The sequence below is a fragment of the Paenibacillus sp. 2TAB19 genome (genome assembly GCF_052115185.1).
Classification (GTDB): domain Bacteria; phylum Bacillota; class Bacilli; order Paenibacillales; family Paenibacillaceae; genus Pristimantibacillus.
This window is the reverse complement of the sequence record NZ_JBFRGE010000046.1, coordinates 19,948-39,478: the sequence shown is the minus strand read 5'-3', so window position 1 is coordinate 39,478 and position 19,531 is coordinate 19,948. Positions and strand designations below refer to the sequence as shown.

At 51.4% G+C, this 19,531-nt stretch carries 18 protein-coding genes and 1 tRNA gene; 2 read left to right on the top strand and 17 right to left on the bottom strand.

Features of this window, described 5'->3' with window-relative positions:
* Nucleotides 1-23: 23 nt before the first annotated feature.
* From AB4Z33_RS19910 to AB4Z33_RS19900, 3 genes are all read right to left on the bottom strand, one after another.
* Nucleotides 24-1,208, bottom strand: a complete 1,185-nt coding sequence (locus AB4Z33_RS19910) for a phosphoglycerate kinase (RefSeq protein ID WP_442051568.1) — start codon at nucleotides 1,206-1,208, stop codon at nucleotides 24-26.
* A gap of 206 nt (nucleotides 1,209-1,414) precedes the next feature.
* A complete protein-coding gene (gene gap / locus AB4Z33_RS19905; RefSeq protein WP_307207893.1) occupies nucleotides 1,415-2,419 on the bottom strand; it encodes a type I glyceraldehyde-3-phosphate dehydrogenase in 1,005 nt (334 codons plus the stop codon).
* 107 nt (nucleotides 2,420-2,526) lie between these two features.
* On the bottom strand, nucleotides 2,527-3,558 hold the full coding sequence (locus AB4Z33_RS19900) for a sugar-binding transcriptional regulator (protein ID WP_442051576.1): 1,032 nt from the start codon (nucleotides 3,556-3,558) through the stop codon (nucleotides 2,527-2,529).
* A gap of 234 nt (nucleotides 3,559-3,792) precedes the next feature.
* Here AB4Z33_RS19900 and AB4Z33_RS19895 point away from each other — a divergent pair.
* Both AB4Z33_RS19895 and clpP read left to right on the top strand, forming a co-directional pair.
* Nucleotides 3,793-3,867: transfer RNA gene (locus AB4Z33_RS19895), tRNA-Arg, on the top strand.
* 546 nt (nucleotides 3,868-4,413) lie between these two features.
* On the top strand, nucleotides 4,414-4,998 hold the full coding sequence (gene clpP, locus AB4Z33_RS19890; RefSeq protein WP_337103554.1) for an ATP-dependent Clp endopeptidase proteolytic subunit ClpP: 585 nt from the start codon (nucleotides 4,414-4,416) through the stop codon (nucleotides 4,996-4,998).
* A 225-nt stretch (nucleotides 4,999-5,223) separates the two neighbouring features.
* Here clpP and AB4Z33_RS19885 read toward each other — a convergent pair whose 3' ends face one another.
* The 14 genes from AB4Z33_RS19885 to hisD form a co-directional block, all read right to left on the bottom strand.
* A complete protein-coding gene (locus AB4Z33_RS19885; RefSeq protein WP_028609180.1) occupies nucleotides 5,224-5,493 on the bottom strand; it encodes an HPr family phosphocarrier protein in 270 nt (89 codons plus the stop codon).
* A gap of 194 nt (nucleotides 5,494-5,687) precedes the next feature.
* Complete coding sequence (gene whiA / locus AB4Z33_RS19880; protein WP_442051567.1) at nucleotides 5,688-6,617, bottom strand: DNA-binding protein WhiA; 930 nt, start codon at nucleotides 6,615-6,617, stop codon at nucleotides 5,688-5,690.
* A gap of 6 nt (nucleotides 6,618-6,623) precedes the next feature.
* Nucleotides 6,624-7,610, bottom strand: coding sequence for a gluconeogenesis factor YvcK family protein (locus AB4Z33_RS19875; RefSeq protein WP_442051566.1), 987 nt, complete (start codon nucleotides 7,608-7,610; stop codon nucleotides 6,624-6,626).
* 12 nt (nucleotides 7,611-7,622) lie between these two features.
* Nucleotides 7,623-8,510: an RNase adapter RapZ gene (gene rapZ / locus AB4Z33_RS19870; protein ID WP_337103546.1), complete on the bottom strand. Its 888-nt coding sequence runs from the start codon at nucleotides 8,508-8,510 to the stop codon at nucleotides 7,623-7,625.
* A 292-nt stretch (nucleotides 8,511-8,802) separates the two neighbouring features.
* On the bottom strand, nucleotides 8,803-9,753 hold the full coding sequence (locus AB4Z33_RS19865) for an ROK family glucokinase (protein ID WP_442051565.1): 951 nt from the start codon (nucleotides 9,751-9,753) through the stop codon (nucleotides 8,803-8,805).
* 547 nt (nucleotides 9,754-10,300) lie between these two features.
* Nucleotides 10,301-11,248 carry a thioredoxin-disulfide reductase gene (gene trxB, locus AB4Z33_RS19860; RefSeq protein ID WP_442051564.1) on the bottom strand — a complete coding sequence of 316 codons (948 nt, stop codon included), beginning with the start codon at nucleotides 11,246-11,248 and terminating at the stop codon, nucleotides 10,301-10,303.
* A 65-nt stretch (nucleotides 11,249-11,313) separates the two neighbouring features.
* Nucleotides 11,314-13,059: a tetratricopeptide repeat protein gene (locus tag AB4Z33_RS19855; protein ID WP_442051563.1), complete on the bottom strand. Its 1,746-nt coding sequence runs from the start codon at nucleotides 13,057-13,059 to the stop codon at nucleotides 11,314-11,316.
* Nucleotides 13,060-13,227: 168 nt separating this feature from the next.
* On the bottom strand, nucleotides 13,228-14,178 hold the full coding sequence (locus AB4Z33_RS19850) for a ribose-phosphate diphosphokinase (protein WP_337104370.1): 951 nt from the start codon (nucleotides 14,176-14,178) through the stop codon (nucleotides 13,228-13,230).
* Nucleotides 14,179-14,297: 119 nt separating this feature from the next.
* On the bottom strand, nucleotides 14,298-15,104 hold the full coding sequence (hisJ, locus tag AB4Z33_RS19845; protein WP_337104371.1) for a histidinol-phosphatase HisJ: 807 nt from the start codon (nucleotides 15,102-15,104) through the stop codon (nucleotides 14,298-14,300).
* Nucleotides 15,105-15,164: 60 nt separating this feature from the next.
* Nucleotides 15,165-15,857, bottom strand: a complete 693-nt coding sequence (hisIE, locus tag AB4Z33_RS19840) for a bifunctional phosphoribosyl-AMP cyclohydrolase/phosphoribosyl-ATP diphosphatase HisIE (protein ID WP_442051562.1) — start codon at nucleotides 15,855-15,857, stop codon at nucleotides 15,165-15,167.
* The gene (hisF, locus tag AB4Z33_RS19835) at nucleotides 15,854-16,612 is read right to left on the bottom strand and encodes an imidazole glycerol phosphate synthase subunit HisF (protein WP_442051561.1); all 759 of its coding nucleotides are present in this window, start codon (nucleotides 16,610-16,612) and stop codon (nucleotides 15,854-15,856) included. The genes hisIE and hisF overlap by 4 nt, the downstream gene beginning before the upstream one ends.
* A gap of 52 nt (nucleotides 16,613-16,664) precedes the next feature.
* Entirely contained in the window at nucleotides 16,665-17,294 is a 630-nt protein-coding gene (gene hisH / locus AB4Z33_RS19830; RefSeq protein WP_337104374.1) for an imidazole glycerol phosphate synthase subunit HisH, read from the bottom strand.
* The gene (gene hisB, locus AB4Z33_RS19825) at nucleotides 17,295-17,894 is read right to left on the bottom strand and encodes an imidazoleglycerol-phosphate dehydratase HisB (RefSeq protein WP_337104375.1); all 600 of its coding nucleotides are present in this window, start codon (nucleotides 17,892-17,894) and stop codon (nucleotides 17,295-17,297) included.
* Nucleotides 17,895-18,184: 290 nt separating this feature from the next.
* Nucleotides 18,185-19,474, bottom strand: a complete 1,290-nt coding sequence (hisD, locus tag AB4Z33_RS19820; protein ID WP_442051560.1) for a histidinol dehydrogenase — start codon at nucleotides 19,472-19,474, stop codon at nucleotides 18,185-18,187.
* Between the last annotated feature and the right edge of the window lie 57 nt (nucleotides 19,475-19,531).

Below are 19,531 nucleotides of genomic sequence, written 5' to 3'. Positions count from 1 at the left end.
AGTCCCTCCTAATGGGTTTATTCTTATTTATCGTTAAGAGCTACAACGCCTGGGAGTACTTTGCCTTCCATGAACTCAAGGGAAGCGCCGCCGCCCGTCGAGATGAAGTCCATTTTGTCAGCCAGGTGGAATTTCTCAGCCGCTGCAGCCGAGTCGCCGCCGCCGATAACCGTGTAGCCGGACGTTTCCGCACATGCGCGAGCTACTGCTTGCGTGCCGTGGGAGAAAGGCTCGATTTCGAATACGCCCATCGGTCCGTTCCAAACAACGAGCTTGGAGTTTTTGATAACGTCCGCATACAGCTCGCGAGTCTTAGGTCCGATGTCGATGCCTTCCCATTCAGCAGGAATGCCGTCAACGTCAACGATTTTTGTGTTCGCGTTTGCGCTGAAGTCGTCTGTTACTACGATATCAACAGGGATCAGGAAGTTTTTGCCGAGTTTTTTCGCTTTTTCGATGAACTCAAGCGCTAGATCAAGCTTGCTGTTGTCCACGAGCGATTTGCCGATTTCATGGCCTTGCGCCTTGAAGAATGTATAGGACAAGCCGCCGCCGATGATGATGTTGTCGGCAATTTCAAGCATTTTGTCGATAACCGCGATTTTGTCTTTTACTTTCGAACCGCCTACGATTGCTGTGAAAGGACGCTCAGGGTTGTTCAGCGCTTTGCCTAGAACTTCAAGCTCTCTCTCCATCAGAAGACCGGATACAGCCGGCAGCAAGTGTGCAATGCCTTCTGTCGAAGCATGCGCGCGGTGAGCTGCGCCGAATGCGTCGTTAACGAACAAGTCAGCAAGCTTAGCGAAAGCTTTTGCCAGTTCCGGATCGTTTTGCTCTTCGCCTTCATAGAAGCGAACGTTCTCAAGGAGCAATACGTCGCCGTTGTTTAAAGCCGCTACTTGCGCTTCTACGGCTTCGCCGATTGCTTCGTTAGCTTTTGTCACCGGTTTGCCTAGAAGCTCAGCCAGACGCGCTGCGGAAGCCGTATGACGAAGCTCTTCTACAACTTGACCGTTCGGACGGCCAAGGTGGGACGCAAGAATAACTTTAGCGCCTTTATCGATCAGGAAGTTAATCGTTGGAAGCGTCTCGCGGATCCGTTTGTCATCCGTAATTTTTCCGTTCTCGAGCGGCACGTTGAAATCAACGCGTACAAATACTCGTTTGCCTGCCAGTTCAGCTACGTCGCGTACACTTTTCTTGTTCATCGATAGAACCCTCCTAAAATTTCTGTGGAATGCAATGGGCAAAAATAGCATCGGAAGCATCGGCTTGAGTTAAGTATGAAAAAAAGAAAAGAGCGTTCCTTCGTCAAGAAGAAACGCCCTTAAGGTCCAAGTCCCCAAAAGGGCGCGAACTTAAGAGCCGAAGCGCCCAGCAGTGCAGGGAGCCTCGGCCCGTTCGCCTTCTTTCCTTACAGACCTTTGCTTGCGATATAAGCAGCAAGATCAACTACGCGGTTCGAGTAACCCCACTCGTTGTCGTACCAGGAAATAACTTTAACCATGTTGCCTTCAACAACCATTGTCGACAGACCGTCGATTGTGGAGGAAGCAGGGTCGCTATTGTAGTCGCTCGATACAAGCGGCAATTCGTTGTAGTTCAAAATGCCTTTCAAAGCGCCTTCGGAAGCATCTTTAAGTGCTGCGTTAACTTCTTCAACCGTAACGTTAACTTTCAGTTCAGCAACAAGGTCAGTTACCGAAACGTTAGGTGTAGGTACGCGCATAGCCATACCGTTCAATTTGCCTTTGAGCTCAGGCAATACAAGGGAAACAGCTTTTGCAGCGCCAGTCGACGAAGGAATGATGTTTTCTGCAGCAGCGCGAGCACGGCGCAGGTCTTTGTGTGGAACGTCAAGCACGGATTGATCGTTTGTGTACGAGTGAATTGTAGTCATCATACCTTTAACGATACCGAATTTGTCGTTCAATACTTTTGCGAATGGAGCAAGACAGTTCGTTGTGCAAGAAGCGTTGGAGATAATAGTGTGCGCGGAAGCATCGTATTTATCTTCGTTAACGCCCATAACAACTGTGATGTCTTCGTTAGTAGCTGGAGCGGAGATGATAACTTTTTTAGCGCCGCCTTGAAGGTGAAGCTCAGCTTTTTCTTTAGCTGTGAAGATACCAGTCGATTCAACTACGATTTCAGCGCCTACGGAAGCCCAAGGAAGGTCAGCCGGGTTACGCTCAGCGAATACTTTGATTTCAACGCCGTTTACGATCAAAGCGCCTTCTTTAGCTTCTACTGTTGCGTCAAGAGTGCCGTGAGTCGTGTCATATTTAAGAAGGTGAGCCAGCGTGTTCGTGTCTGTAAGATCGTTTACCGCTACGATTTGTACATCAGGGTTGTTCAGTGCTGCGCGGAATACGTTACGGCCGATACGTCCAAAACCATTAATACCTACTTTAACCATTGTTAATTCCTCCTAAGCATTTTTGGGATAAGGCAATTTATTTCAAGACGTTTCGCCTGCAGCAGGTTGCCCTGTTCGGCAATAACGTCATGACCACTTCTTTAATGTCATTCTTGCTCGATTATAGCTACGATCTCTAGCGCAGCTACTTCGTCCGTCACCAGCACATCGTTATGACCGAACCGCATGACGGCTGCTATCGCCTCGCCTTTACTCTTGCCTCCTGCGACACCTATAACAACTTCAGTCTTTACAATATCCTCGAGCCGTAATCCTACCGTCTGCATTTTGTGCACCACAGCGCCATTTCGGTCAAAATAAAACCCGAACGACTCCGCCAGCGCGCCTTCTGCAGCCATCGCATTCACGACGTCCTGCTCCAGCCGTCTTCGTCTAGCCATTACCATCGCATCCCCAATCCCGTGGACGACGATTCTAGCGCTTCGAATGACATCGACAATCTCGCGAATGTTAGGCTCTTGCATGATCGATGAGAATGCTTCCTCGCCCAAATGATCCGGGACATGAAGCAAGCGGTATTGCGCGCCTGTGCGCTTCGCCATTGTCGAAGCAATCGTATTCGCCTGATAGTCGAGGCTCTCGCCAAGTCCGCCCCTTGCAGGCACGAACCAATTGGTCTTGAGCGCGGTAGAGGTTGATAAATGATTCGCAACTTGGGCAATCGTTGTTCCGCCTGTTACAGCGACGACATCATTGGGCTGCATTACCTTGCGAAGCACTTGTGCGCTTGCACGGCCAAGCTCCCGCTTCGTCTGTGCCGAGCTCTCGGAATCCCCGGCTACAACAACAACTTGCGATAAGCCAAAGCGAGTGCGGATTCGATCTTCAAGCTCCGATWGACCGAACATCGTCTTATAGACCGGTTCCAGCCGCTCCAGAAGCTCTCTGCCTGCATCCGTAATTCGAATGCCGCTCGAATGAACATCGAGCAAGCCTTGCGCCTTCAGAAACTCAATCTCCGTTCGCAGCACGCGCTCCGTAAGCGATAACGCCGTGGCAAGCGTGCGGCGTCCGATAAGCTCTGTCAGCATGACCTGGTGCAGAATCGAATACCTCTTTCTCATTACATCTAGAAGATCAGGCACAAGCTGCTGCTGCAGTTCAATGATCTGACGCATCTTATCCTTCACTCCACCCGTTATATGAGACTATAGCTCCATTGACCGGGACGCGAAACGTCCCTCTATAACATTTGTAGTCCCACCTCCTATATTATCGGAAATTGTTGCTCGCCGCAAGAGCATGAAATCGAATGAAAKCGATTACTGTCACGATTTTCACAAATTTAATTTACGGAAGCCGCTTGCTTTCTAATCGCTATTATCATATAATCACCCTTGCTACTGTTTTTTGCGCCCGTGGTCCAATGGATATGACGTAGGCCTCCGGAGCCTGAGATCTAGGTTCGATTCCTAGCGGGCGCGCCACTTACTTTTTTCTAATGCAACTACATAACGCATACCTATTAAGGCCATCCCGAATGTTGTTTCGGAATGGCCTTTTTTAATAAGCTCAACCTCCTGCAGTGACGTTGCAACGGCATTTCGGGATACTAAATTCACTTACTCCTCCTAAAGTCGCTCAATAACGGTATTTAGGGAAACTAAAGTGGCTCTTTAGGCTTCACTTGGCGTTCATCGGCCATTTAGTTCGACGGAATGCCATTAGCGCATGATATTTTTAAACTGCATCTATTTAGTTTGACGAAATCGAACTATTTACGGAGGGCCTCTCTCCCAAGCTTCAATCTACTTTTACACCTGCTCTAATTTTCCCCGCACTTATCCCCGCTTAGTCTCCATTCATCCGATGTCCCACTTCGACAAAGCCCGATACAGCGGCCACTTATTGCTTGTCCAATCATTTGTCAGATAATTTGTCTGACTATCTTTGACTTTTGAGTTTCCATCCGTTATTATGAAAATACGATTTAACCATTTCGTTCAGTTTGAAGGAGGGGGCTTACGTTGGATATGAATTTCGTTCCTATGGTTATTGAGCAAAGCAATCGCGGAGAGCGTGCGTATGATATTTACTCTCGCTTGTTGAAGGATCGCATTATTTTTCTTGGATCGGGTGTAAACGACGTGGTGGCTAATTCCATCATTGCGCAAATGCTGTTCCTTGCGGCGGATGATCCCGAGAAGGACATTTCTCTTTACATTAACAGCCCAGGCGGCTCCATTACAGCCGGTATGGCGATCTATGATACGATGCAATACATTAAGCCAGACGTATCGACCATCTGTGTCGGTATGGCCGCTTCAATGGGCGCGTTCCTGCTGACGGCAGGCGCGAAAGGCAAGCGTTACGCGCTTCCGAACAGCGAAGTTATGATTCACCAGCCGCTAGGCGGCGCAGAAGGACAAGCGAGCGACATCGAGATTCGCGCGCGCCGCATCATTAAGATGCGCGACCATCTCAATGGCATTCTTGCAGAGCGCAGCGGTCAACCGCTTAGCCGCATCGAGCAAGATACGGATCGCGACTACTTCATGAGCGCAGCGGAAGCGAAAGAATACGGCCTTGTTGACAAAGTAATCGAGAAAATTGGATAAGTAGTAAAAAGGCGGTACAAGGGTTTCATGCCCTAGTATCGCCTTTTTTTCTTATTCGATATCCACAAACCGTAGCAACAATTCATTTTATCCACAGTCTTATTCACATTCTATGCACAGTTATCCACAATTGGTCTAATAACTTGTCAATAACTCGCAGAAACGCAAAAAAGCCTACACCGATCAACTGATCGAGTGAGGCTTTTTTCATCGGTAACCAATGAATTATTGATTCTCAAGTTCCTCTTTGCTAACAAGAGCGACTAAAGCGTTTACAGCCTGTTCCGCGTCCGAACCTTCCGCACTTATGGATACTTCAGTGCCGGAGCTGATCGCTAGACTCATAATGCCCATGATCGATTTCGCATTAACTTTTTTGTCGTCTTTCTCTACAAATACCTCGGAGGAAAATTTGTTCGCTTCTTGTACGAATAACGCTGCAGGTCTTGCATGAAGCCCCGTCTTCAGACGAACGACAACCGGAAGCCTTGTCATGGAAACCATACCCCCTATATTATACTCATTCATAAGCGTCAAACGACCCGGCCAGCAACAGCTGTGCGGACCCGGTGACGTCTAGCGCAGAAATATAAGCTTGTATAAGATTTAGACTTATACTTCTTATCTTTGGTGATAAGTTCATTTTGCATTATTATAACATTATACCAGCGGTTGCACTAGGTGAAAAGCTAACTACCTCGTATTTTTTCCGCAAGTTCGTCGATTTTGCGCAATCGATGGTTAACGCCCGACTTACTTACCTTGCCTCTTAGCATTTCGCCGACCTCGGTCAGATTCATATCGGGATGCTGCAGCCTGATCTCGGCTACTTCTTTCAGCTTCTCAGGAAGACTGTCCAAGCCGACTTCCTTCTGCAGCAGCTTAATATTATCAATCTGGCGTACAGCCGCTCCAATTGTCTTATTCAGATTCGCAGTCTCGCAATTAACGATCCGATTGACGGAATTGCGCATGTCGCGCATAATTCGTACGTCCTCGAATTTGAACAATGCCTGGTGCGCGCCGACGATGTTGAGAAGCTCGATGATTTTCTCGCCTTCCTTGATGTATAGAATGAAGCCTTTCTTCCGTTCAATACATCTGGCATTCAGATCGAACTTATTGGCAAGCTCCACAAGCGCATCGCAATGCTCCTCGTACATCGACGCTATTTCCAAATGATACGAAGAACCCTCGGGATTGTTGACCGAGCCTCCAGCCAGGAAAGCGCCGCGCAGATAAGACCGCTTGCAGCATGGCTTACGAATAATCTCCTTATCGATGCCGTTAGAGAACATGAAACCCTCTGACACGATTCCGAGTTCACTTAGTATTTCCTGTACTCCCGAAGGAATCCGAACGATATACACATTATTTTTCTTCAAGCGCATTTTCTTACGCACGAGTAGCTCAACATGCATGTCGTAATGCTTCTTAAGCAAGGAATAGATTCTTCTGGCGATGGCCGCATTTTCAGTCGAGATGTCGAGGACAACCTTGCGGCTGGATACGCTGACAGAGCCGTTCATCCGTAATAGCGCAGACAGCTCTGCACGCTCACAGCAGCTATCGGCTTCAATAAGGGTCAGCTCTTTTTTTGTTTGTGCCGCAAAAGACATCGATTATCACCTCTTTCTAAGCATCCAGTTCTCTACCAGTTTATATATATGATGGCTTAAACGTTCGGCATCATGCCTCAAAAAAGTTCGGAACAGCACAAGACGGTCCGCTATAACCTGATAACCGCGTCTCGTTACCTCGTCCAAGTCGAGATGAACCGCTTTAGCGCCCATCTCGGCATACTTGCTTTCGATCTGCGGCGGAATCTCTCCGTCATTCACAATGACATAATCGAATAGATGATGTCCAATATGCTTATGGACAGCTTCCAAATGGTCGCTGACGGAATAATCGTCCGTTTCCCCTGGCTGCGTCATCACATTACAAACAAACAGCTTAACAGCCGTTGAATTAACGATCGCTTCAGCTAGCTTCGGCACGAGCAGATTCGGAATAATACTCGTATACAAACTGCCCGGACCGACCAGGATGGCGTCAGCCTGCTCGATCGCTTCTACTGCCTCAGGCAGCGCCTCCACATCGCTTGGCTCAATGAATACACGCCTAATCGCCTGACCCGCCTTCGGGATCATCGATTCCCCCGTTACGATCGAGCCGTCTGCCATCTCGGCCTTGAGCACGATCGCTTGATTGGCAGCGGGAAGCACTTGACCGCGAACGGCAAGGACGCGGCTAAGCTCACGCACACCCGATACAAAGTCGCCCGATATGTCCGTCATCGCCGCAAGCATCAGATTGCCTAGGCTGTGCCCGACTAGCCCTGTCCCGCTATTGAACCGATACTGCAGCACTTCGGTGAGCAGCGGTTCCGCATCGGCAAGCGCCATAAGCACGTTGCGTATGTCGCCCGGCGGAGGGATTTGGAGCTCGTTGCGCAAAATGCCGGAGCTTCCTCCGTCGTCGGCAACCGTCACGATCGCCGTAATATCTAGCGGCTTCTCTTTCAAGCCTCGCAGCATGACAGAGAGCCCTGTACCGCCGCCGATTACGACGATTTTCGGGCGTCTAATAATTTTATGCCTGCTTTGCATCGTCTCACCCCGTCAATGCTTGTCACGATCGGCATCGCGATGGCTGACACGAATGCGTTCCGTATCGCTGCTGCCGAGCATGCGTCCCAAATATTCGGCAATCGCGACAGAGCGATGTTTGCCGCCCGTACAGCCGATTCCGATGACTACCTGGCTTTTCCCTTCCTTGCGATAGAGCGGAATAAGGAATTGCAGCATGTCGAGCAGCTTCGTTAGAAATTGTTGTGTTTCCGGCCACTTCATCACGTATTCGTATACATCCGGATTTTGCCCCGTATTCGGACGCAGATGCTCAATATAATGCGGATTCGGAAGGAAACGAACGTCGTAGATGAGGTCGGCATCGATAGGAATGCCATACTTGAAGCCAAAGGAGGTTACGTTCACGGAGAGACTGTTCTGTTCCAAATTCGTAAACCGCGTAATAATACGTTCCTTCAACTGGCCTGGTTTCAATATCGTCGTATCGATCACCTGCGAGGCCGAGCCCTTCAGATCCTCCAGCATTCGGCGTTCGTTGCGGATGCCTTCCAGCGGCATTCCTTCCGGCGCAAGCGGATGGCGGCGGCGGCTCTCCTTGTAACGCTGAACAAGCACCTCATCGGTCGCATCCAGGAATAGAATCTCGCAATCGATGGTGAATTGATCTTTAATGAATGCCAGCGATTCGGCCAAAGCGTCGAAAAACTCGCGCCCCCTCAGATCGATCACGAGCGCTACCTTGCCGATCTTGCCGTTCGATTGATCAATCAGCTCGGCGAACTTCGGAATGAGCACAGGCGGCAGGTTGTCGACGCAGAAGAAGCCAAGATCCTCGAGGCTTTGCACAGCAATCGTTTTGCCCGCGCCAGACATTCCTGTAATAATGACAAGCTTCGCAACTGTAACTGCCGTCTCCATGAGTACAACCTCCTAAAAGGTTTGCGAAGCAAACCTACTTCGTAAGCATAAGCTAAGGTTTGCGAAGCAAACCTACATCGTAAGCATAAACTAAGGTTTTGCTAGTGCAAAACCTACTTCGCAAAGCGTAAACGGCTTGCCGAGCATATGATCGGCTAAGCTCGTTTCGCGGTGAATGATAAGCCAATAAATAAGAATCAAAATTATTTACCCTTATCATTTAAAGCAATCTGAATAACGGGCTGTAGCCGCCCGTGGGCGGCGCAGCACTTGTTGTATCTAAATGGTATGACTAGCCTCTGAGAATAAGTCCAGCAGCGCCAACAACGCCAGCATTGTTGCCGAGCGTAGCTGCAACGATCTTCACATTTTCCTTCGCTTGGTCTTGCGTGTACTTCTCGAATACTTCACGGATTTGATCGAACAGGAAGTCGCCTGCTTTCGATAYGCCGCCGCCAATAATAAAGTATTGCGGATTAAGAATAATAGCCATCATCGCCATTGACTTGCCCAAGTAGTAAGCAGCACGGCTTACAATGCGGGATGCAACCTCGTCGCCTGCTTTGGCAGCATCGATAACGTCCTTCGCCATAATATCTTCTACCAGAGACAACGAAGTGCGGTCGCCGCGCTCTACGGCATCCTTCGCCATACGGATGATACCCGTTGCGGAGGATACGGTCTCGAGGCAGCCCATTTTGCCGCAGCCGCATTGAATCGCTTCAAGATCCGGAACGATTGCCATATGACCAAGCTCGCCCGCCATGCCAGCGAAGCCTTCTACGATTTTACCATTTATAATAATACCGCCGCCAACGCCCGTGCCAAGCGTATAACATACGCATTGGTCGATGCCTTTGCCTGCCCCGCCCCATGCTTCGCCAAGCGCAGCAACGTTCGCGTCGTTATTAACTTTAATTGTTTTGTTCAGTTCTTTCTCCAAGAAAGACTTCAAATCGACATTCTCGATTTTTAAGTTAGGAGCGAATTTAATAATACCGTTAGGAATATCAAGGAAACCAGCGATGCCTACGCCTACGCCGTCTACTTGCTCCCATTCATAAGACGATTCGTCAACAATTGCGCGAGCGTATGTCGCGATATTATGAAGGATAGTGTCCGTTCCTTTACTTGTCTCAGTCGGCCCTTCGTACGTTTGGAGCAGCTGTCCCTCCGCATTACAAATTCCTACTTTAATTGCAGTACCGCCGACATCGACGCCAACGTAAATCTTCTCAGACATCACTAGTCCACCTCATCAATAATGTTAAACTTCTCTGTACCCACTATAAGCGTTGTTCATGCTGTCGTCAACAATGTAGAATGCTGGTAAAACAAGCTGTTCAGGCATCTGTCTAGCGCGATTAAGAAACTTTTATTAAGTAGAAGACACGGTTATTCTCACGGAACTGTCCACATAATCGGAGAGAATCCTCCACGGGATGCAATTACCCAGCCGGAAGACCTCAATAAATGAAATTTCCCTCATAATTAACGCTTATAGGTGAAGCAATAGGCTGTCTCATAGCCCTTCTGTTCGCAGCTATGTTGGATCTCTTGACTAACTTTCGTGATTATAAGGCATTTCTTCACCTATTAGGCAGGCTATAATGCAAATATCCAATATAGAACACGAATAGAACCAATTAACTCAAAAGTTACTGCAGTTATCCAATATACAAGCTTCATACAAAAAAGCTATACCAGGCCAAGCATCGTCGTCGCGCTTAGCCGGTACAGCCTGTATTCTCCCATAGATGCCGATATCGATCACACAGCAACCGTACAGCTTAAACGGATTTGCTCCAGTCATGCGTAACGTTGCCTTCAAGGAAACGTTCGCAGTCAAGCGCCGCCATACAGCCGCTTCCCGCTGCTGTAATCGCTTGACGGTACTTGCTGTCCTGCACGTCGCCGCATGCGAAAACGCCTGGGATGTTCGTCTCGGAGCTGCCCGGCTTCACTTTAATGTAGCCATGCTCGTCGGTGTCGATCTGACCGTTCAGGAACTTCGTGTTCGGCGTATGGCCGATTGCGATGAAGATACCGTCTGTCTCAATAACATCCTCTTCACCTGTCACGTTATCGCGAACCTTAAGGCCTGTAACGCCCATGCCGCCAGCTACGACTTCAACCGGCGTGCGGTTCAGGCTCCAGCTGATTTTCTCGTTCTCGCGAGCGCGATCCTGCATGATCTTCGAAGCGCGAAGCTCATCGCGGCGGTTAACCAACTCAACGTTAGACGCAAATCGAGTAAGGAAGTTCGCTTCCTCCATCGCAGAGTCGCCACCGCCGACCACGATAATCTTTTTGCCGCGGAAGAAGAAGCCGTCGCATGTCGCACAAGTGCTCACGCCGCGTCCGACGTTGTCTTTCTCGCCTGGAATGCCAAGGTACTTCGCCGAAGCTCCTGTCGAGATAATAATGCTCTCGCCGACAAGCTCGCCGTGACCTTCCACTTGCAGCTTGAACGGACGCTCGGACATATCGACGCTGTTCACCCAGCCCGTAATAAACTTAGCGCCGAAGCGCTCCGCTTGCTTGCGCATATTTTCCATAAGCTCAGGTCCCATAATTCCCTCAGGAAAACCAGGGAAGTTCTCGACCTCCGTCGTCGTCGTCAATTGACCGCCAGGTTCAGGCCCTTCGATAATTAGGGGCTCCATATTGGCGCGCGCCAAGTAAATAGCTGCAGTCAGACCGGCAGGGCCGGTACCGATAATAATCGATTTGTACATGTGAATCACCTCATCTATAGTTTTGCCTCAGTTTCCTTCAAGCACGCGAGCGCAGCTCCTACAGGCTACACATCCGTAGACGAGGAAAATACCGAGCTTATCGACTTCATCTTTTCTTTGATGCCGCAAACGCCGTCGATCGTCTTCACGTTCTTGCTCACCGTAGCGATGGAAGTACCGTAACGTATCGACACCTCATGGTAGGAGATCGCGCGGCGATGCATCTTGGCCGTTAAATATTCGAGCGCTGCCGCCCAGCCCTCCGGCTTCGTCAGCTTCGGCACATCCGGGTACGTACGGGATAAAAACTCCACCCATAACGTCATTAGATCATGCTGCTGAACGAGATCGTAATGCTTGTTCATGAGACTCATCGCCAAATCGACAACGGCCTGCCACTTCTCTTCCCATACCGGCAGTCGCGAAGGCACCCGGTTTGGCTCGATAACCGTGTCCTTGCCCTCAAGCACCACATGAAGCGGTTCCTGAACGCCGATTGTTCGAAGTACGAATATGGCGATTCGCTTTAAGTAATCGTCCTCTTCATGCTCCAGTAGGAATGCGCGCAGTACGTCCTTGACCTCGCTGTCGGCGATCATGCCAAGCGCCTGAATGACTTGCAGCTTCGTATGCTGATCCCCATGGCGCAGCGCCCAGAAGAACGAGGAACGTACGAGCGGGTCGCGCTTCAGATGATCGGGAATGCCGTCCGACGACTTTTCCCATAGCTTGAATTGCTCTTCGAACGGCAAATGATAATGGTAGCTCACATGCCCCGTTTGCTTGCCGCTGCGAATATGCTCCAGCTGCTCCATATAATATTGCGGAATGCCTGACATCGGATCAAGCTTGATCGCCTGCTTCCAGAGCCGTTCAGCCTCCTGCAGCCTTCCGATGTTGCAGGACGCTACAGCCGCGTAATGGTACAAGCATGGATCCTGATGCAGCTCAGCGTCCTTAAGCAGCCTCGAGAAGTGACGATACGCAGAGCCATGCTCTCCTAAGATACCCATAGTTGTAGCGAGTTTAAACGCATGCTCTTGATGAAAAGGCGCTGTCTTAATCAGCAGATCGACGAGCGGACGCAGATTGGTCTCGTCGCCCTCATGCTGGTAGAAGATCGCAAGGTTGCAAAGCGCATGCAAATTGCCCGCTTCAAGGTCTAACACCTCTTGAATCGTCTCCATCGCCTTATCGAACATGCCCATGTAATAATAAGCGAGCGCCAAATTGTTTCTCGCTGCGAGAAAATCAGGCTGCTGCTGCGTAATTTGTTCTAAGATGCGGACTGCCTCGGTAAACTTGCCTTCCTCCAGCAGCGTCCGCGCTTGATCGTGTTCAATCATGCCCTCGCGCGACTTAATGTTTTTCAATTGGGTCGGGCGCTCCAGCTCATAGTGAAGCAGATCCATCATGTCTTCCGCTTCATCGAGAAACTGGCCGTCGGGGTCTTCCTCCAAATATTGAATGAGGGCGCCTTCGGCAGCCTCGTACTGTTCCATATTCGCGTAATTGTTCGCCATGTAGAAATAGCATTCCGTCATCGTCGGATCAAGCTCATCCATAATCATGTTTAAGATCCGATTCGATTCCTCATAGTTGCCCATCTCCGATAGGATGCCGGCCATATTGCAATGGTTTACAGGATTGTCAGGTTCGTATTCAACGGCGCGCCGAAAATATTTGAGGGCCTTGTCGTAATGGAATCGATCCAGCGAACGAACAGCCCGTTCAAAGAAAAACGTAGCGTCCCATTGAATCGGTATTACCTTCGTTTGCGTATCGACAGCCACAAGTCTCTTCTCTTTCACTAGCAAGGCACCTCCCGTTACTTCCGATTTTCTAAGATTATACCATAGCGCTGCCTATCCTAACACGAAAGAATATGTGGGAAAAAATCGCGGACGGCATACGAGCCGTCCGCGATTTTTTCGCGGTAAACCTATTCTTTTGGGCATATTGGCAAGGCAAGCCGAATATTAGACGCCGTTGTTCTTGAACAACGTGCTGATCGAGCCGCCTTCCAAGATGATCCGTGTCGCTTCCGCAAGCAGCGGAGCTACAGACAGCACCTTGAAGCGTTCCGGCGTCGATTCCGGCAATAGAATCGAGTCGGTTACGATAACTTCTTTTATAGATGGATGATCCAAACGCTCAATAGCAGTACCGGAGAACAACGGATGCGTCGCACATACGTACACGTCTTCCGCGCCGCGCTCCTTGAGGCTCTCCACAACATTTACGATCGTCGTGCCGGTATCGATCAAGTCCTCGATAATAATCGGGGTTTGACCTTCTACGTCACCGATAACGTGCGTAATGGAGGATTCGTTGTGCGCAGGACGCTTCTTGATCATGATCGCAAACGAAGTGTCCAAGTAGTTAGCCAGCTTCTCCGCCGTCGAAGCACGTCCTGCATCCGGCGATACAACGACCGGATTCTTGATGTTTTTGGCTTTCAGGTAATCGCTGATCAAGTCAAGCGCCGTCATGTGGTCAACCGGAATGTTGAAGAACCCTTGAATCGCCGGAGCATGCAAATCGATCGTAATGACGCGGTTCGCGCCAACTGTCGTAAGCACGTCAGCCAACATTTTCGCCGAGATCGGCTCCCGCGGAGCTGCCTTGCGTTCCTGACGAGCATAGCCGTAGTAAGGCATGATGATGTTGACCGTTCTCGCCGAAGCGCGCTTCGCCGCATCGATCATCACGAGCAATTCTACAAAATGCTCGTTGATCGGATGAGAGAACGATTGAACGAGAAACACGTCGCAGTTACGAATCGTTTCCTCGTAGTGAACGTAGATCTCCCCGCTTTTGAAACGAGACATCTTAATTGCACCGAGCGATAGACCTAGCTCTGCACTGATTTTTTGAGCCAATACCGGATTGGACGAACCCGAAAATATACGCACCTTGTCGCTTACCATGATACCCTCCTGAGCGTCTTAAACCAATAAATTTTACTTATCTAGTACTGTCGCTTGTCGAATATTATTCGACAAATCTTGTCTTATTCAATCCTATTATACATCGAATTTACGATAATTCAAAAATCAATCAGCAATATTTTTCGACAATTAAATGTCGCTAGCTGCGTATAGCCGACTTCCTTAAGCACAGCGCGCGCTTCTTCCAAATATTGACCCAGTCTCTCAGGCTGGTGCGCATCAGAACCGATCGTCAGAGGGATCCCTAGTTCGTAGGCATATTCGAGCATGCGACGGCTTGGGAACATCTCCTTCACCGGCGTCCGCAAACCCGATGCATTGAGCTCAATCGCAAGACCGTGCTTCTTGACAGCTTCAAGCGCTGCATTTTCCAAATGAGTCACATCTTCATCCGGCTTGAAGCCGAACCGCTTGATGACGTCGATATGGCCGATGTAGTCGTAGAAGCCCGTTGCTGCCGCTTTGATAACCGCATCGTAATATTGCTCGTACACCGCAAGCTTGTTTTTCCCTTCCCAGCCCGCCGTCTGACGGAAGTCGGTAATGTCCCACTCGCCTAGAAAATGAACGGAGCCGATCACGTAATCCCATGGGTAAGCCTTAACGATCGCTTCGATCTGCTCCTCGCAGCCTTCGATATAATCGCCTTCCAGACCGACGCGAACGTCGATCTGTCCCTTGTACTTCTCCTTCAGAGCGAGACATTCCTCGACATAACGCGGAAGCTCCTCCATCGGCATCGCCATCTCCGGCAAGTAAGTTGCGGGGTCAACATGCAGCAGCGGCATATGGTCGGAAAGGCCGATCTGCGCAAGTCCGATCTCGATGCCCTTCTTCACGTACTCTTCCAAGTCGCCAACCGCGTGGCCGCAGCGGGCATGATGGGTATGATAATCGATAAACATGAGCATTCCGGCCTTTCGTTTTGTAAAATGGGGCGTTTCGGAAATTCGACAGCCTGTGGACTATCTCATTTTGTTCGTAGTTGGCTTGCCTACGCGGCCGCTTAGCTCGCGCATTACGTCGTCAAGCGGCAGCTTGCGCTCGCGCAGCAGCACCATCAGATGGAAGATCAAATCGCTCGCTTCACTGCGCAGCTCGTCGTTGTCTTCATTTTTTGCCGCGATAATCACTTCAGAAGCTTCTTCGCCGATCTTCTTCAGAATCTTATCAACGCCCTTCTCGAACAGGTACGTCGTATAAGCGCCGTCTGGACGCTCTGCATCTCGTTGCGCGATGACGCTCTCCAGATGACCGAGCATGGCGAAGCGCTCAACTGCTTGTTCTGTCGGTTCAGCAGCTGGCGTTGATGCGCCTTGCACCTCGATCGCATTATAGAAGCAGCTGTATCGGCCTGTATGGCAAGCCGGACCTTGCTGCTCCACGCGAAGCAGCAGCGTATCGCCGTCGCAGTCGTAGGACATCGAGACGATGCGCTGCGTATGTCCGCTAGTCGCTCCCTTGTTCCAAAGCTCGCTGCGCGAGCGGCTCCAATACCAGGTAACGCCGGATTCTATCGATAGCTTAAGGGATTCCTCGTTCATATACGCAAGCATGAGCACTTCCTTGCTCTGTGCGTCTTGAACGACAGCCGGAATCAGTCCCGCCGCATCCCATTTGATTTGTGTAAGCAGCTCGTTGTAATCGTTAACCGTCATCGAACCTCTACTCCCTTCAGACGCAAATCGTCCTTAACCTCGCGAATCGTCATTTCTTTATAATGGAAAATTGTCGCCGCTAGAGCCGCATCCGCATGTGCCTGCTGGAACACTTCATTGAAGTGTTCCACCTTGCCCGCTCCGCCGGAGGCAATAACCGGAATGCCAAGCGAATCCGATACGGCCTGAGTCAGCTTCACGTCGAAGCCGTCCTTCGTTCCGTCCGCGTCCATGCTTGTCAGCAGTATTTCCCCCGCGCCGAGACGCTCGACCTCGCGTGCCCATTCCAGCGCGCGAATGCCCGTCGTCTGACGGCCGCCATGCGTGTACACTTCCCATTCGCCCCATTCCGGATTGAACTTCGCGTCGATAGCTACGACGATACATTGCGAGCCGAACTTGCGCGCGCCTTCCGATACGAGCGCCCTATTCTTCACCGCTGCCGTATTAATGCCGATCTTGTCCGCTCCCGCGCGCAGCAGCCGCTTCATATCGTCTACATGCGAAATGCCGCCGCCCACCGTGAACGGAATCGTAATCTCGCCAGCCGTCCGCTTCACGACCTCAATCATCGTCGCGCGTCCTTCGACGGACGCCGAGATATCTAGAAATACAAGCTCGTCTGCTCCCTCGCGGTCATAAGTAGCCGCAAGCTCGACCGGATCGCCCGCATCGCGCAGATTGACGAAGTTGACGCCCTTTACGACCCGGCCGTCCTTCACGTCGAGACACGGAATGATACGTTTCGCCAGCATGTTGCCCTCTCCTTTATATGCCCAGGCCGGGCCTTCTATCGCTTTATCGTTGTTACGCTTGCTGCTGCAGCTGCGGGCTGCCTGTCAGCGCCAAGAAGTTGCCGAGCAGCTTCATGCCGAGATCGCCGCTCTTCTCCGGGTGGAACTGCATGCCGTAGACGTTGCCGCGTCCGACGATCGCCGTCACTTGCTGATTGTAGTCCGTCGTTGCAAGCAGGTCGCTCGCCAGCTCCGGCTTTGCATGGAAGGAGTGAACGAAATACACATGCCCCTCTTCCAGTCCTTCGAACAGCGGCGATTGCTTTTGCAAGAACGACAGCTTGTTCCAGCCCATATGCGGCACTTTGTAGTCGCCTTGGAAGCGGATAACCTTACCCGGTAGCAGGTTCAGCCCTTCGTTCCGGCCGTATTCCTCGCTCTCGCTGAACAGAAGCTGCATGCCGAGGCAGATGCCCAGCATCGGCTTGCCGGAAGCGGCGTAGAACTTCGCCACCTCATCCAGCTTCGTGTTGCGCAGATTCTGCATCGCGTCGCCGAATGCGCCGACGCCCGGCAATATCGCGCCGTCCGCCTCTAGAATGCGCTGCGGATCAGCGGTAATGACCGCTTCGAACCCTAGCCGTTCAACCGCTTTGCTCACGCTATGCAGGTTGCCCATGCCATAATCTATAATCGCAATCATTTACAGCACTCCCTTCGTTGAAGGCACTCCTTGTACGCGAGGATCAATGCTCGTCGCTTCGTCGATCGCACGGCCAAGCGCTTTGAATACCGCTTCGATCATGTGATGCGTGTTTTTGCCGTAGTGAACGATAACGTGCAGCGTAATGCGCGATTCAAGCGCCAGCTTCCACAGGAACTCGTGAACGAGCTCAGTAGAGAAGCTTCCAACCTGCGCCGAAGGATATTCCGCACGATATTCAAAGTGAGGACGGTTGCTGACGTCGACAATGACTTGCGCTAGCGCCTCATCCATCGGAACGAATACGCTGGCATAACGTTTAATGCCGCGTTTGTCGCCCAATGCTTCGCGAAGCGTCTGCCCGAGGCAGATGCCGATGTCTTCAACGGTGTGGTGATCGTCAATGTCGATGTCTCCGCGCGCCTCGACTTGCAGGTTGAATTGTCCGTGCTTCGTGAACAGGTCAAGCATATGGTTCAGGAAAGGCACATCCGTTTCGAGCTTCGTCTCGCCAGTGCCGTCCACTGCGAAAGACAGCTTAATATCCGTTTCATTCGTTTTGCGCTCGACCGACGCCTCACGCACTCTAGTATCCGCCATTGTAATTCCTACTTTCCTTGTATGTTGGTTGTATGATATCTCCCGCCTGTGGGGCGGTTAGCTCCTGAGCAGCAGTTTGTGGTTCTTATGCAGCGTGTAGCGTCCTTTTGGGACGTTATTTCAGCGAGCTCTCACGAAAGTTGCTCTATAACGGCATTTCGGGCAATTAATTGAGCTATTTCACCGACTGTGGAAAAAATGGGCTAATTTGCTTCCCAAAATGCCGCTAAATCGAATAACAGACATCAGTATTCTGATTTAGATGCCGAGAATGCCGTTATTTGTATCTATTAAAGCCCGCGTTCCTTCTCCAAACGGATCTCGATCGCGCGAGCATGTCCTTCTAATCCTTCGTGGCGCGCAAGTGTGATAATCTTGTCGCCGTTTGTCATTAGCGCTTCCTTGCTGTAGTAGATCAAGCTCGACTTCTTAAGGAAGTCGTCAACATTGACCGGCGAGGAGAACCGCGCTGTGCCGTTCGTCGGAATGATGTGGTTCGGTCCGGCGAAATAATCGCCGACCGGCTCCGAGCTGTACGGGCCGAGGAAGATCGCGCCCGCGTTCTCAATGAGGCCGAGCAGGCTCATCGGGTCGGCCGTCAGCACTTCCAGGTGCTCAGGCGCCAGCTGATTGACGACGTCGATGCCGTCCTTCAGCGAGTCGACGAGCAGCGCCGCGCCGTAGTTGTCTACCGAGCTGCGCGCGATCGCCTCGCGCGGCAGCGTGGAGAGCTGGCGCTCGACTTCAGCGACGACAGCCTCGGCCAGCTTCGTCGACGGCGTAATAAGGATCGCCGACGACATCTCGTCGTGCTCCGCCTGCGATAGCAGGTCGGCAGCGACGTAAGATGCGTCCGCCGTGTCATCGGCGAGGACGACGATCTCGCTTGGGCCGGCGATGCTGTCGATATCGACGGCACCGAATACGGCGCGCTTAGCGAGCGCCACGTAGATGTTGCCCGGTCCGCATATTTTATCGACCGGGGCAATCGAAGCCGTGCCGTACGCAAGCGCGGCAATGGCTTGAGCGCCTCCGACCCGGTACATCTCCTTGACGCCCGATTCCGCGGCGGCAACGAGAATATACGGGTCGATGCCTGCCTTGCCGCCAGTGGCCGGCGGTGTTACCATCACGATCTCCGGCACGCCGGCTACTTGTGCCGGAATGACGTTCATGAGCACGGACGACGGATAAGCCGCCTTGCCCCCGGGCACGTATACGCCGACCCGCTTCAGCGGTCGCAGAATCTGCCCGAGCAGCGTCCCGTCCGGCTGCAGATCCATCCACGAGGTGCGCTTCTGCTTCTCGTGGAAAGCCCTAATGTTCACGGCCGCCTCGCGGATGGCCGTGAGGAACGCGGCGTCGACCTTATCATACGCCGCCTCAATTTCCTGCTGCGTCACGCGAAGCGACGCCGCATCCAGCTTCACGCGGTCAAGCTGCTCCGTGTACCTGAGCAGCGCCGCGTCTCCTTCCGTTCGGACCGCCTCTACGATGGTCCGAACGACCTCGTTCTGCTCGGGCGAGCCATACTCGACCTCGCGCTTCAACCCAAACTGCTCCGCTCTCATAATGCGCATACGTAGCGCTCCTTCCCTCACACATTCTCTATCGCTCTCTTGCCTTGACCATCCTGT